Origin of the sequence: Idiomarina rhizosphaerae (assembly GCF_024159085.1) — a bacterium.
Classification (GTDB): Bacteria; Pseudomonadota; Gammaproteobacteria; order Enterobacterales; family Alteromonadaceae; genus Idiomarina; species Idiomarina rhizosphaerae.
Genome location: NZ_JAMZDE010000001.1, coordinates 362,656 through 378,053, shown reverse-complemented (window position 1 = coordinate 378,053; position 15,398 = coordinate 362,656). Strand labels below are relative to the sequence as shown.

The following is a 15,398-nucleotide window of genomic DNA, read 5'->3' as shown; positions in this document are numbered from 1 at the left end:
TTACTCCTAAGGTATCCAGCCGCGTTGTACGGCTAACCACTCGACAGCCAAAAGCAGCAATACCAACAACAATAAGTAATTTGCCAGTGGTCGATGCGGCTTAACGCTGTCGACATCGCTAGCAACAGCTGCCAGCGCCTCGGCCGTAGCCGTCGTTTTTAGTGCGGTTAACGGCATCTCAAGTAATGCCGGATTGAGCGTCTGCTGTTGCCACTTTTGCCCGGTAGTTCTGGTAAAAAAAGGTTTTAACTGAAGTTCGCCTTGAGCGTTGACCGGTAACGTCGGTTGCTCAGCGATTTTTGCGTAACTCAACGACTGTCTATTGGCCAGCCAATTCAGACCCCTGGAAATCAGTAATGGAAAGGTGGCGGAATCGACAATATCGCTTTTTTGCTGTAACCAGTCGGGACTCATTAACAACTGTCTCTGACCATATAACGATTTATTCTGCGGCTGCCAGGATAAGCTCGGCGGTTGGCCAAGTCGTTGTGTTAAAGTCGCGACATCAAAGCCGAACACTTGTTGTAACATGGTTTCTGGCGAGGAAACTGATGTTCGTGCTGAGTTACTCGCAAAACTTAGGCTAGGAGTTGTTGTTGGTGCCCCTATCACCCAAGTTGGTAAGTCGCTTTTGGCCTCCCCGCTCCTACGCACCGCAACATCAGCTTGTTCTGCATCAGAGACCTGTTGTAAGCCTGGATCGGCAGCAAGGACACGCATAAATAATTTGGGTGCTTGTTCACTCAAAACTATGCGCAACGGTGTGCTATCGGTCATTGTCAAGCTGGCATGGTCGTCGCCCCTAAAGTTATCGTTGGTTATCAAACGCACCCGTAAATGCGAACCTAAGCTGCGCGGTATAACCAATTCATAGCGCAACAGTCCAGGCTCGGTTGTGGCTAACTGTTGTATTCTCTGTGGTTGATATGGGCGTTCATCAAGAAACCACTGCAGCCTTGGTGCTGTCACCGTTGGATCGCTCTGCGCGACTTCTAAGTAAACGCGAATGTGCTTGCCATCTGCGGTTATTTGTTTACCGAAGCTGGTGATCCCCTGATTGTTTGTTAATGGCGCGCTAGCGTGCGCAACTACCACTTGTAATAATGTTGTCGTCGGAACTGACAACGGTGCCTGAGTAGGATAACCGTAATAGAAAACACGCAGGGGGCGTTGCGGATTTTGTTGTTGAATTTGCCTTAACCAAGCACTAAAGCGTGACGGCTGCAGCTGTGCCCGTACAGTCTCTAAACGTGCCGGTAACAATGCGCTTTGTTCATCCTCGCGGAGCAACAGACGAGTTTCTAAATCACCTAGCAACACACGTCTGTTGGCTGCTGGTTGCTGCTCGATATCTGCTAATAACTGGTGCTTTGCTTCGGCAAAACGATTGCCAGCGGTCATATAAGCAGATGCGTCCAAATAATAAAGCTTTAGCGCTTGCTGATCATTCACCGACCATTGCGGAGCCGCTGCCAATAACCACAGCAGTAGCGCAATAACCAATATAAATAAATAAGTTAACCAGTGTCTAAAGCGGTGCCATAAACTCCTCACTTGACTTGATTGTAGTGCCTGTTGCCATAACACCATGTTGGCCACTGGCAACGCTTTATATCGCTCTCGCAAACGCTGCAGCAAGAGCAAACCGCCCGCTAATAGGAATGCTCCCAACAACCAAGCCAATGGAGACATGAGTGTTAAACTCATAATAGCGGCCCCCCCGAGCCCAATAAATCCGATAATTGGTCGAGTTCATCAGTATCGCAGTCCAACTTTAAGAAGCCGGCGCCGTAATCGCTGGCAAATTTGGTTAGAATGTCCTGGTGTTGTTGATAAGCTTGCTGGTAGCGGTTCATTAAATTGGCATTGATGGTGATATTGAGCGGCGCTTGTTCGCCGTCGTCGAGACTGACTTCGCCGCTCAGCCCAGCTAATCGACGCGGATCGGCGTCGTAATCTTTACTGAGCTGTAATAGTAATAATTTATGTGGTATTTGCTGCAATTGCTGCGCTACCGCAGTACTGCCTGCGCTGTCGAAAAAGTCTGAGACTACCACTAGCAGCCCACGACGTAATGGATACTGACTGACTTGCTTCAACACTTCGCCTAACTGTCCCTGGCCTTGTGCCTGATATTCACTTAAGGTTGTTGCCACGCGCATGGTATTATTTTTGCCCGATAACGACTTTAGCGAGACCTCTAATGAGTCTGAAGCGGTTAGTAAGGTAATATTATCCTGCTGGGCTAAGGCTATTGCCGCCAGCGCCATTATGGCTCTTAACGCGCTGTTGATACGTGGTGGCGACTCGACAAACATGCTAGCGGATAAGTCTAGTAAAAAATAAACGGGCAAGTCCTGTTGTTCTTCAAAAGTACGCACAAACAAGCGGCCTAAACGTTTATAAATATGCCAGTCAACGGCACGTAAGTCGTCGCCAGCGATATAGGGTTTATAATCGGCAAACTCTAGTCCCTGACCGCGAGCCGTAGTGCGTTGTTCGGCTAAACGCCCGCCTCGTTGAGCACGACTAAGACGGAGAGATAAGTGTTGCAAACGACTCAAGAAGTCGGCGTTAAACAACTCATCGAATGGCAACGGTGCGTTCATGCCGACAAGCCTTCTAAGACGTTGGTCAACAGTTGGTCGACGTCTACTCGTTTAGCTTGAGCAGAAAAATTGAGCACCAAACGGTGGCGCAATACAGGTAATAGAATTATGTCTATATCGGTATCAATAATCGTGTTCCGCCCAGCCAGTAGTGCTTGTACTTTAGCCGCCAGCATTAACCCCTGAACACCTCGCGGAGAGGCGCCTAAAGCGACATATTGATTGACTTCATCTGTCGCGTAGGGGCTGCCGGGTTGAGTCGCCATGACTAAACGAATAGCGTGCTGTTTAGCGCTATCACTGACTGCGACGTTACGGACTACGGATCGCATTTTGTTGAGCATGTCTCTATTGGCAACAGCATTGACGGTGGTTGTGCTGGTACTTGTAGTGCGGTCAATAATCCGGTGATAGTCCTGTTCGCTGGGATAACCCACTACCAACTTAAACAAGAACCGATCTAATTGTGCTTCTGGCAACGGGTAAGTACCTTCTTGATCAACTGGATTTTGTGTAGCCATCACGCAGAAAGGTTCGTCTAGCTTGATAGTGCGTTGCCCGACGGTTACTTGTTTCTCCTGCATCACTTCCAGCAACGCTGACTGCGTCTTGGGTGTAGCGCGGTTGATTTCGTCAGCCAAGACTAAGTTCGAAACAATCGGTCCCGGTTGAAAGGTGAGTTCGTGACCTCCGTCAGCGGTTTCGGTCAGCATCGATGAACCTTGAATATCGGCCGGCATCATATCGGGCGTGAACTGGATTCGTGAGAATGGTAGATCGACAGCGCGACTGATGGTACTGATCAACATGGTTTTACCCAGCCCGGGAACACCTTCCAGTAGCACGTGACCACCTGCAAATAAGGCTGTCAGTACGCTATCAATAACCGCTTGTTGACCAACCATAACTTGTCCAACTTCGTCGCGAATACGGTCAAATAGCTGTTGAAATTCGGTAATGCTGTCTGATGTTGTTATAGCTACTGTCATGTTTAACCCTCTGTAAAATGCGGTTCTAGTTATTCTGCTGATTTGTGTCTGCCCCAGCTTGGGGGGTGCGGTCAAAAAACTGTTGCAGCAACTGTTGTTCTTGAGCCGAATTTGCCGTCTGCGGCACCAAACCGACATCTCCACGGTAGGCAGGTCGTGTTTGTGTCGCGCTATCTGATTGCTGTGGCGCAGATAATGACGCCGGTAGCTGTTGTTGTGTTTGTGGGCCTGAGCTTTGCTGACCTAACAACTGATCCAGCATAGGCACCGTCAATAATAAACTGTGTACACCGTGACTTTTTTTCATGCCATCATTATTATCGGTGCGTTGACCTTTCTCGCCTGAATTACCCGGGTCGCGACCTTGCTGCTGTCCTTGTTGCTCTGACTGACGGTTCTGCGGACGTTGTTGCTGTGATCGCTGAGGTGATTTATTGGCTCCGCTGGTTGGTTTTGTCGTTGGCTGTTGCTGGCGATTACCTGTCTGTTGTAGTGCGCCGTTTTGAGCACTATTGGATGATTTTAAAGCTGCTGATGTTTGTTGTTCCACAACATTTTCGTTGTCGTTGTTGCTAGTGGATGACTGCGACACTGACGCAAGCTCCTTGTTAGTATCTATTTGTTGCACCTGAGTATCGCCGACAGGTTGAGTCAACATTGTACTTTCGGATTGTCCTGCAAAATTGTTTGTGGAGGCTGTTGGCTGTGATAGTTGCTGCGCAGTATCGCCGGGTTGTAGTCGTATCCGACTGCTGTCAGCCTTATAAGCTCCACTATCTTGGTTGTTTGGTGCACTATTGTTGATTCGCTCAGTCTTACTAGAGGTCGCATTCGCAGCCGTATCCCTCGGCTGTGAATGCTGCTTGCTAGCAGTCATAGCCGCATCGGTTAGAGCGGGTTGAGCAAGCCGTATTGGCATCAACCATGCTAGCGCGGTGATTAGTAAGGCAATCGGCAACATGGGCCAATAACGCCAGCACAACAGTTTGCTACTGACTCGGGTGCCAACAATCGAGCTGCTTAATGCTTTTTCGATAACCGGTAGCGTTTGCTTTATCGCCGCCTGCTGGAAAGCTGACAACGGCTCTCGCTGCTGCAAAAATTCATCTGCTGTCGTTAAACCATCAGCCGCTTGCAAATGCCGTTGATATTGCATCAGCACTGAGCGTCGGTCGATAGCTTGTCGGTCGTAATTTAGCCACCCAACTAACAGACCTATAATGACAGGCAAAGCGAAGGCAACAACAAACCAATGGCTGGTAGGTAGTGGCTGCCAAAATCTATAGAGTAACGCTACCAACGGCACCGTCGGGGTACTCAGCAGCAGCGCCGGCCATGCCTGTTGTATTGCTCTACGCAATGCGACATGGCGTAACTGACGTCGGCCTTGTTGAATTAGCCGCTCTAGTTGCTGTCGCACTTGTGAGCTATCGTTAAGCGCCATCTGTATACCCTGCGTGTATTTCATTACTGTTGGTGTCGAGCCATTAAAGCGCAGCAGTCTTGCAGCAACCTTACGCCGTTAAAAAGTCGTTATAACTTGATTGAAAAATGAGTTACACAGCGTAAGGTCGCTGCAAGGTTGCTATGTCTAAATGCGTATTCACTATCGTAACTCTCTACGTAATTTGAGGATTAATCGTGTGAATACATTAAAAACAACACTGCTTTCGGTATTGCTAACCAGCGCCCTATTGACGCTGTCGTTAGCAGTAACCGCCGCTGAGACCAGTTCTGGTAACTCGACCATTAATCACGAAGTCGATATCGACTACGAGATGTTTACCCTGCCTAATGGTCTAACAACCTTGGTTTATAACAATTCAACCGTTCCTAATGTTTTTGTTGGTGTCTGGTATCGTGTCGGTTCTAAAGATGAACCAAAGGGAAAAACCGGTTTTGCACATTTGTTTGAACACCTTATGTTTCAACAGACGCCAAACCGTCAGCAAGAGTATTTTTTACCGTTCGATAAAGCGGGTGCAACTGGTATGAATGGTACCACTAATAAAGATCGCACCAATTATTACGCGACTGTTCCCAGCAATGCTCTGGATATGGCTTTGTGGATGGAGTCTGACCGTATGGCTCACATGGCCGACGGTATTACTCAGGAAATGCTAAATGAGCAGCGCGAGGTGGTGAAAAATGAAAAACGAGAAGGAGAGTTAAAACCAGGTGCAAAAGTGCACGAACGCTTTGATCGTATGTTCTATCCAGAAGGGCATCCCTATGCACATAGCATTATTGGTTCAATGGATGATTTGAATAATGCTTCTTTAGACGACGTCAAGCAATGGTTTGAGGATTACTATGGCGCATCTAACGCTGTGCTTGTTTTAGCCGGTGATGTTGATGTCGATACTGCTAAAGCTAAAGTTAGCTATTATTTTGGTGACGCTCCCGCCGGGAAGCCGATTGATCGGGTGGAGCAGTGGGTGCCGAGTCTTGATAGCGTTAAGCGCGATATTGCTTATGATAAGGTGGGCACTGCGACCATTTCACGTGCCTGGCCGTTACCCAACGGTGATAGCAAAGCAACGTCGTTGCTGCATTTGGCTGGTTTGACCTTAACGGGCTCCAATACTACACCATTGCAACGTATCCTGGTTGATGAAAAACAAGTTGCATTAAATGTTAGTGCCGGTGTGAGTCCTAGCGCCATCAGTAGTATTTTTCGTTTAACCATGACTCTGCGCCCTGGCGTAACAACCGAACAAGCGGATGCTGCTTTGAATGATGCTTTACAGCAGTATTTTACTGAAGGCCCTGATGAGGATCGTTTGGAGGCCATTGCAACCGGCGCGAATGTTTCGTTAATTCGCTCGTTAGAGAGCAATTCGGCTATTGGTAATCATCTGGTTAACGGTTACATTCTTCAGAATGATCCGCTGTTTTTCTTGAAACAACGCGACTGGATTAGAAATGCATCTGCCGACGAGATTCGTCAATTGACGAAGACTTGGTTATCTAAACCTTATTTTGAATCGGTGTTATTACCTTTACCAAAATTTCAAGATGGACAGGTCGAGGTGGATCGCAGCGAAATCCCAAAACCAGACGCTTTTGACGGTAAAGTGACATTCCCCGAGATCACGGAAACAACCTTAACCAACGGTATGAAACTGGTGGTCGCTGAACGCCATAACTTGCCTGTGGTGGATGCGATTTTGCAGTTCAACACTGGGTCATTGGCTGAAAAAGCTTATGCCACAGATGTTGCAACGCACACCTTCGGTTTACTGCGCTTGGGCACCAAGCGCTCAGATAAACAAGCATTAACGCGCAGTATCGATGCCATTGGTATGAATTTCAGCAGTGCCGCTGGCGAACGTTTTAGTAGTGTTAGTTGGGGTAGCCTAACCGAGTACGTCGATGATTCATTTGGATTGGTTGCAGAAATGCTCCGGGAACCCAGTTTCCCGCAAGTAGAAATTGATAGGATCATCAGTAATGTTGATGCCTTTTATGACAATTATGAAAGCAACCCCATGCAAGCTTCCAACGCTATTTATCAGCGCGCACTTTGGGGCAAGTCTCACCCGTATGGTAAGATTGATACACGCTCCGAAAGTAAGCAGATCTCTAGGGATGCCGTGGTCGATTTTCACGATAATGAAATCGGCCCTAACAACGCCACTCTTTATCTTATCGGTGATATTACATTGGAACACGCAACTCAGCTGGCCAATAACTACTTTGGTGATTGGCGACAAGTACAGCCTTCAGCGTTGGGTAACGTACCTGTAGCGGAGCCAGAGCAAGCCAAAATTATTTTATTGGATGTGCCTGGTGCGCAGCAAAGCAGCATTACCGCAGGTCAGTTATTAGCTCCCTTCAAAGCTGATATTGTTGCCACTGAGACGCTGGTAAATGATGCTTTGGGAGGTAGTTTTCACGGTCGTCTGAATATGAACCTGCGTGAAGATAAAGGTTGGGCGTACGGTTTCTATAGTAGTATATCTAACGCCCCGAAAGGGCAGCGCGTATTCTCAGCCAATGGCAGTGTGCAAACCGATAAAACCGCCGCTAGCATGCGCGAGATTAAACGGGAAATTAGCCTTTATATTGGTGACCAACCGCTAACAGCTGAAGAGCTAGAGCGGGATCGTATTTCTTCAATTCGCGCTATCCCGTCACATTTTAGCAGTGGCGCATCGTTTTTATCGTCGATTGTCAGCTCGGCGACATTCGGACTTCCTTATGATCGTGCTGAGGGTACAATAGGCCGCTATCAGCAAGTACAGCTGAAACAAGCACGGGAACTGGCTAAACAAACTTTTAAGCCGGAGCAATTAACTTGGGTTATCGCGGGGGACTTGAGCAAAATTGAAGACGATATACGTGCGCTGAACTTTGGCGAAATTGAAGTGTGGGATATCTACGGTAATAAACTGCGTTAAACCGAGTTGTGAGTGATGACCCGACTGGCCCCCAAATAATTATTGGGGGCTTTTTTCGTTATTTGGTAACGGAGCCTGACTTGGGTTTAAATGAATGGTGAAAATTGCGCCATTTGGCGTAGCGTTACACGCTTCAATTTTTGCACCATGCAAAGTGACAGCGGCTTCCACTATCGCTAGTCCTAATCCGTGACCGTTACGGTTCGGCGGAAACTTAGCGAAAGGCTCGAACAAAGCGGTTAAATGCTGCGCCGGAATGCCCGGCCCATGGTCACGTACTGACAACTTACCATCAGCGCTGAGGGTGATTAATACCTCACTACCCGCGGGTGAGAAAGACAGCGCATTATCGATTAAGTTAGCAATCGCCACCTCCATCAGACCTCGATCTGCAAGCATCGCAAAATACGGCACTTCAGTTTGCAAACGTAGCGCCACATTTTTATCATCGGCAATTAACTGACGCTCGCTGCAAACCCGTTGAATGCACTTCACAATATCAATTTCGGTATCGATGGCTTTGGGGCCGCCTCGCATTAACGTCAACAACTGATTGACCAGGTTTACTAGGCGCCGCACGTCACCGATTAACTTCTCTTTTAGTTCACTTTCCTCCATCATTTCTAAACGATTGCGTAAAACCGTCAATGGTGTGCGCATTTCGTGCGCTGCGGTGGATAGAAAGAATTTATGCCGTCGATGAGTTTCATCAACTTTACCAATCATTTGATTGACGGCTTGTACCAGTGGTACAACTTCGTTGGGTAGCCCCTCTTCCGGTAATTGTTGATCCAATGATTCTGGATCAAACGATCGTGCTAAACGAGCCACACGGCGGATCATGACGAGGTTGCCGACCATCATTAGCACAAAAACCAAAAATACAGCACCGGCAGAAAAGATTAAATATTGGCTTGATGCCCATATCCGAGACAGATAAAACATAACCATGCTAGTCGTTGACGTCTCTATAGCCGTGTTCAAGCCACTGAACTCATAATAGTCAAAAGAACCATTACAAGAGTAATATTTGTAATAGGCATTACTACCATTATGTTGGAAAGTATCAATGGCGCTGCTACACAGTGTTGAAGTACTGAACTGCTTATTTAACAGGTTGAATTGACGAAAACCAAAACGTTCATAAAATAAGCTTCCTGCACCGCTGTCAAAAACATCGTTTTCGAAACGTAAATAGTAGCGAAAATCCGGATTAGCCTGCCTGACTTTATGTAGATAGTCACTTTCTCTAAAAGGCAAGTCTGAGCCTTCACGACGCTGAAAAATATACTGATTAAATTCAACAATAGTGCGGTTTAACGTCGCCTGTATCGGAGAGCTTTCTACAAACTGAGTATTCTCCAACGTCGGTTGGATCACCAGGTAATATGTGCCCACGCAGGTAACAAATGCGGTCAGTATGGCCATCTGACCAAACATCGATTTAAACCATTTAAACGGAGAGCTTTTTCGCATGCTGTGATCAGTTATTGGTATAGTTCTGCCAACACCATAGCGATGAACTGTTCATCTGCCAACGTTTATCCGTTGAGTAATTATAGTTGTTGAAAAATTAATCGGCGCAAGGTTGGTGCAAGGTTGTCATGTTACAAGGTTGTTAATGTAGCGAAATAAACGCTGTGCTGCATCTAATAATAGCAAATAAAAATAACAACCATAAGAAACAGGGCAGAGGGCAACATATCATGCGTACCCAGACATTTAAGCTGTCTCTTATCGCGTTAGCGATATATGGCGCACATTCAGCCAGTGCAGCAACCTGGTCCAGTCAGGATCTGATCGAAAGCGAAACCAAAAGCAATACGGCTCCCCATTCAACAGAGCAGCAAGACTCCGGCTTTGAACCTAGCAGCCGTGAGCAAATTGAACGAATTCAGGTTACCGGCAGTCGCTTGCAATTCGGCGATGTCACCGCACGTAGTATCACAATTAATGCCGAGGAAATTCGTGCGCGCGGTGTCACGAGCGTAGCTGAATTAATGCGTACTTTGCCACAGAATATTTCCAACATTGGTGCGATTACCAACGAGCGGCAAAAAGGCTCGTTAAATGATCGTGGACCGGCATCGGTTACGGGCATCGGTTCGTTAGGTGTATCAGCTGCTAATCTCGGAGGTATGGGGGCTGGTAACACACTAATACTGATCAATGGTCGACGTATGGCGGGAGCTGCCGGTATCGAAGATGGCTTTGTTAATCTTAATGGTATCCCTCTTAGTGCCATAGAGAGAGTTGAAATTCATACCGACGGAGCCTCAGCAGTTTATGGTTCTGATGCGCTTGGCGGGGTCATCAACTTTATCTTAAAGAAAGATTATGTTGGCAGCACTTTTAGCGCGCAAAAAGAATACTCGAATAATGGTGCTGACAATTCCCGTTTGAGCTTATACTCAGGCTATGCATGGACCTCAGGGAGTATTTCAGGCACCGCGGATTATAGCGAACGGAAACCGGTTAACAACTATAAGACCGGATATTATACCGAAGACTATTCAGGCTATTTTAACGATAACCCAGACTACGATAAACGCTCGTTCAGTCGGGGTTTACAGCCGGGGGTTATTAATCAGACCGAATCTTTTTACAATCCCGATACAGGCCAATCTACGACGGTTGAGCGAGGTTTAAGCGTTCCAGAGGGGTTTGTCGGTCGACCTAGTGTAAGTGATTTTATTGAACTAGGCAGCGAAGATAAGCCCGATTTTGTACCTGAGTTAGCCGGACCTGAAACAGAAACCACCAGTTTGACTTTAAACCTTGAACAACAACTTACTGAAAATCTAATATTTTCAGGAAACGGATTATTTAGTCGCAGTAAAAATCGCCAAGAACAAACTTTTGCAACAGGACTAACAATACAGTTAGCTCCAGGACAATATTATAATCCGTTTCCAGCGTATAGCTTTAGCAGTTGGGAGCCCGCGACAACTGTAAATTATTCTCCTGATGCTGAAATTCAGTCGGGCACTTTACCCGCTGATGCTATTATGAATGAGAGCCAAGTTTGGAATCTAAATCTAGGTTTAACCTATGAATTTAGTAAAGATAGCAAACTCGACTTTGTTTACACTACATCGGCATCTAAAACCGAAGGTGAGCAGTTTTTCTTGGGTTCCACGGCTACGTTTATCAGAGATGAAAGTTCACCTGATGGTTATCGCTGTTATAATTTCCAACTTGAAAATAACCGCTTTGAAGGTGAAGAATTAACCTATTATCAAGACCTTTTTGAGCGCCAATGTGCGGCACTAATGAGCCAAGATCCTGATGTTGCGTTTAATCCCTGGAAATCAGGAGGCGCCGGTGATGCCGTTAATACCTTTTATTATCGTGATATCCAGGAAAATGAAACTCGTGGTTCTCAAACTAAAAATTTTGAATTGCGCTTCATTAGCACGTTGGCAGAGCTACCTGCGGGCAAAGTTTATTATGCTATTGGAGGTGAGCTTCATGACGACGGGATTTCCAGCCGAGAGGTACGGAATTACACTGGCGAAAAAGTAAGTCGAGATCGTTACGCTTACTTTGCTGAATTTAATATTCCAGTTTTCGGTGCCGAGTTTAACACCTTTCTCATTGATGGATTAACTTTCAACATAGCTGCTCGTCGCGATACATACGAAACCGAAGGGGCTGTCGGTACCATTGATGATGTTCCAATTGAGCAAGGAGGGGAGATAATTTACGGTACCAACAAATACAGTAAAACCACACCAAGCTTCGGTTTCTTGTGGGAGGTTAATGATGATCTTGCAATTCGAGGAAAATGGAATAGGGGTTTTAAAGCGCCCCCGTTTACACAAATGTTCAGCACCACTGGCGAGCGGGTTTACAACGTCACCATTTATGATGATCCATTATATGATTGTACCAATGACTGTGATGTCGTCTATGATGATGGCACCAAGGGTTATAATGTCCCACAATTTACGGCTCCTAACCCAGATTTGAAGCCAGAAACCTCCATTCAAAGATCTTTAGGTTTATCGTGGCGTCCTAGTAATATGATATCTGGGTTTTCGGCAGATATTAACTATAGTGAAACAACCATTAGCGATGAATTTGCAAGTAATGGAACATTAAACCGTTTTCTCACCACTGATGAAATATATCAGTTGGGGGAGTTTTTTCCACGTGATGAAAACGGCAAAATCACGCGACAACAGAACATGATATTTAATGTCGTCGGCTCAAAATATGCGTCTATTACATACGAAGCGCGCTATGCGCTGAATACATCGTTTGGTAATTTTGATTTTGAAGCATTGTATCTTGATAACCTTAAGGCAGAAATGACTGCGTTTGAGAATAAGGCGCCTATATCTGATATTGGCAAACTGCTAGGGGTAGATGACTATAAAATCAACGGTACGATTCGATATCACTATGATGATTTGACCGTGAACTTACTTGCTTATTTCACTCCAGAGTACATCAACGACTATGAATTAAATATGTACGGTGGTGTCATCGATGTCCCGGAAAACGCAAAGAAAGTGAGCTCGTACACGACCATCGATTTAACTATGATGTATCAACTAACGGATGATTTGCGGGTTAATTTTGCCGGACGTAACATTTTCGACAAAGAACCTCCTTTTGTCGTCGTGCAGCGTCGTCCATACGACACCGCTCGCTACAATGTTGCTGGCCGTACATTAGCGCTAGAATTGCAGTATGAGTTTTAGCTTGTCTCCCTGGCAAGTCTGACACACAACCGCGTCTTTGTGGTTGTGTGTCCCGACCTGTATTATTCGTTGAGGTGTCTTGTATGAGAATCTTATTAGTCGAAGATGATGTTAATATCGCAGAAACACTAATCGCTTACATAGAAAAGCAGGGATTTGTTGTCGATTTGGCTGACAGCTTGAGTATGGCAAAAACTGCATTACTTGATAATGAATTTGATTTACTTCTACTAGATCGGTTGCTTCCCGATGGAGATGGTATTTCGTTACTCAACTTTTTAGATAGTCAACAAAAACCCCAACGCGTGATTTTATTAACAGCGCTTGCCGATATTGATAATAAAGTTACTGGTTTAGAATCTGGCGCACACGACTATATTGCCAAGCCGTTCGAACCACGGGAGTTGCTAGCACGAATCCGTAACGTATTACGTCATCCGCTCCCCATTAATCACGAAATTAAGACCTTTGGACCGTTAAGCTTTGATGTCGAGAGCCGCTGCTTTCAAGTGAATGGTGCCACCCTAGGTCTGCGCCGCACTGAAGCCTTAGTGTTAGAAGCGCTTATGTCGAGGCCAGGCACCTTGATTACACGGGAAGCGCTGGAGTCGCGTGTTTATGGCTACGACAAGTTGGTCAGTTCAAATACGCTGGAGTCACAAATTTCGCGCTTGCGTAAGCACTTGGGCGAATACACCGATAAAATAAAAATTCAGACTGTGCGTGGGATTGGTTATAGCTTGATAGAAACCAAAACAACCTGACTGAATGTCAGTTTACGACAAGCTTGTTATGAGAAACTGACAGGATATTGATAATCATAGTCACACGCGGAGTCACCGTTCATGAATAATAGCGCAAAGCAGGATGCGGACTTATTTAAACAATTATACCAGCGTATAAGCGAGCAAGTTGGGCGTGTGATGGTCGGTCAGCGCGATGTGATTGATGGTGTCCTGACTGCTTTATTTGCCGGTGGCCATGTGCTGTTGGAAGGCGTACCCGGTTTAGGTAAGACACAATTAATCAATGCCTTAAGTCATGCGGTCAATTTGAACTTCTCGCGCATCCAATTTACCCCCGACATGATGCCAGCTGATATTATCGGCTCGGCTATGCTGACTTCTGATGCGAAGGGCGATCATCAGTTACAGTTTCAACAGGGACCGGTGGTCGCAAATTTGGTTCTCGCCGACGAAATTAATCGCGCCACGCCAAAAACTCAAGCGGCTCTGCTTGAAGTAATGCAAGAGAAACAAATTTCTACTGGGCGGAATACCATTAAGATGCCGGAACCTTTTTGCGTTATGGCAACACAAAATCCGGTTGATCAAGAAGGTACGTATCCTTTGCCAGAGGCGCAACTAGACCGCTTCTTATTTAAACTAGTGGTCGGATACCCGAATGAGCAGGACTACCATACCATCATAGACCGCACCACCAGTAACCAGCGTATTGAAATCGATACCGTCGCGGATGCACCGACCTTATGCCTGATGCAGCAAATCGTGCGACAAGTACCGGTTCCCGAAATCGCTAAAAGCTATGCCATTCGTTTAGTCATGGGAACTCAGCCTCACAGCGACTATGCCAATGATGAGATCAATCGTTATGTTGCATTAGGCGCTTCACCTCGCGGCATTCAAGGCTTGTTGCTGGCGGCAAAAGTACGGGCTTTAGTGGCTAATCGCTATGCCGTGAGTGTCGAGGATATTCAAGCTATTGCAATGCCTGTATTACGCCATCGTCTGGTCATCAATTTTCAAGGGCAAGCTGCGGGCATTACCAGTGACAAACTTTTACAGAAGTTATTAAAAGATTTGAAAACACCGTATGCTATTGATTGACCGTGCGTGTCGTTAAATATGCTTACTTGCGACAGGGAAAGGGTTTATATATTTCCATCACCGTCGTTTGAGCGGGAAACCGCCGATTAAAAGAGTCAGCAGCCAGGGCCTTCTGGCTGCTTATTTTCAGACGTTTTAGCTCTTGCTTAATTCGTCATCCAGTTTCGTTGCCCGCTGGAAAGCGGGGCGTTCTTCAATGCGCTTAACGTAGCTTTTGAATGAATCCCGTTCCTCGAGCGTTTTGAACTGCATGCCCCAGCTAATATGGCTGCCAACGTATACATCGGCCGCGGTAAACTGCTCGCCACAAATATAAGGCCCTTTAGAAACGGCTAATTCAAGAGCTTTCAGAACATCATCGTGACTACCAGAGCCAACCATTTGCAGGTTATCTTCAAGGTTCCAGCCACAGGCTTTGGCGCTGTTGGCCATTTCCACCGGACCGGCCGCAAAGAATAACCAACGGTAGTAAGTTCCGCGTTCCGGGCTGTCCAGCGGTGGCGCTAAGTTCTTTTCCGGAAATTGATCGGCCAGGTAGGCACAAATAGCCGCTGTTTCCGTAACAACCAAATCGCCGTGTTGTATTGCTGGCACCTTTCCTAACGGATTAACTTTCAGATACTCGGGTGTTTTCATCTCGCCATTGTAGTTAAGTACTTTGACCGTATACGGCTGGCCAACCTCTTCCAGCATACGACGAACAATGCGTGCTCGAGACTCAGGATTAGTATAGAAAACGATTTCTTTGGTGTTTTTAGACATATTTTCTTTCATAGCTCAGCTCCTTTTTATTATGGGTTTTACTTCTGATAAGAACTATATTGGTTATATAGGTCATAAT

Annotated in this window: 10 protein-coding genes; 4 read left to right on the top strand and 6 right to left on the bottom strand. The window is 46.2% G+C overall.

Annotated features, from left to right (window positions below):
• Positions 1-6 precede the first annotated feature (6 nt).
• The 4 genes from NJR55_RS01855 to NJR55_RS01840 are packed head-to-tail and all read right to left on the bottom strand — an operon-like array spanning position 7 to position 5,066.
• Positions 7-1,707 (bottom strand): hypothetical protein, encoded by a 1,701-nt coding sequence (locus tag NJR55_RS01855; protein ID WP_253617340.1) that lies wholly within the window; start codon positions 1,705-1,707, stop codon positions 7-9.
• Positions 1,704-2,609 (bottom strand): DUF58 domain-containing protein, encoded by a 906-nt coding sequence (locus tag NJR55_RS01850; RefSeq protein WP_253617339.1) that lies wholly within the window; start codon positions 2,607-2,609, stop codon positions 1,704-1,706. The genes NJR55_RS01855 and NJR55_RS01850 overlap by 4 nt, the downstream gene beginning before the upstream one ends.
• Positions 2,606-3,598 (bottom strand): AAA family ATPase, encoded by a 993-nt coding sequence (locus NJR55_RS01845; RefSeq protein WP_253617337.1) that lies wholly within the window; start codon positions 3,596-3,598, stop codon positions 2,606-2,608. The genes NJR55_RS01850 and NJR55_RS01845 overlap by 4 nt, the downstream gene beginning before the upstream one ends.
• A gap of 25 nt (positions 3,599-3,623) precedes the next feature.
• Complete coding sequence (locus NJR55_RS01840) at positions 3,624-5,066, bottom strand: hypothetical protein (RefSeq protein WP_253617335.1); 1,443 nt, start codon at positions 5,064-5,066, stop codon at positions 3,624-3,626.
• Between the two features lie 175 nt (positions 5,067-5,241).
• Between NJR55_RS01840 and NJR55_RS01835 the strand changes: the two genes are divergently transcribed.
• A complete protein-coding gene (locus tag NJR55_RS01835; protein WP_253617333.1) occupies positions 5,242-8,001 on the top strand; it encodes a M16 family metallopeptidase in 2,760 nt (919 codons plus the stop codon).
• Positions 8,002-8,040: 39 nt separating this feature from the next.
• Here the strand turns inward: NJR55_RS01835 and NJR55_RS01830 are convergent, their stop codons facing one another.
• A complete protein-coding gene (locus NJR55_RS01830) occupies positions 8,041-9,441 on the bottom strand; it encodes a sensor histidine kinase (RefSeq protein WP_253617331.1) in 1,401 nt (466 codons plus the stop codon).
• A gap of 266 nt (positions 9,442-9,707) precedes the next feature.
• Here NJR55_RS01830 and NJR55_RS01825 point away from each other — a divergent pair, with 266 nt between their 5' ends.
• From NJR55_RS01825 to NJR55_RS01815, 3 genes are all read left to right on the top strand, one after another.
• Entirely contained in the window at positions 9,708-12,710 is a 3,003-nt protein-coding gene (locus NJR55_RS01825) for a TonB-dependent receptor domain-containing protein (RefSeq protein WP_253617329.1), read from the top strand.
• Between the two features lie 83 nt (positions 12,711-12,793).
• Entirely contained in the window at positions 12,794-13,474 is a 681-nt protein-coding gene (locus NJR55_RS01820) for a response regulator transcription factor (protein ID WP_253617327.1), read from the top strand.
• 81 nt (positions 13,475-13,555) lie between these two features.
• A complete protein-coding gene (locus NJR55_RS01815; protein WP_253617325.1) occupies positions 13,556-14,557 on the top strand; it encodes an AAA family ATPase in 1,002 nt (333 codons plus the stop codon).
• A 135-nt stretch (positions 14,558-14,692) separates the two neighbouring features.
• On the opposite strand, the gene NJR55_RS01810 is transcribed toward NJR55_RS01815, so the two are convergent.
• Complete coding sequence (locus NJR55_RS01810; RefSeq protein WP_253617324.1) at positions 14,693-15,331, bottom strand: glutathione S-transferase family protein; 639 nt, start codon at positions 15,329-15,331, stop codon at positions 14,693-14,695.
• Positions 15,332-15,398 lie beyond the last annotated feature (67 nt).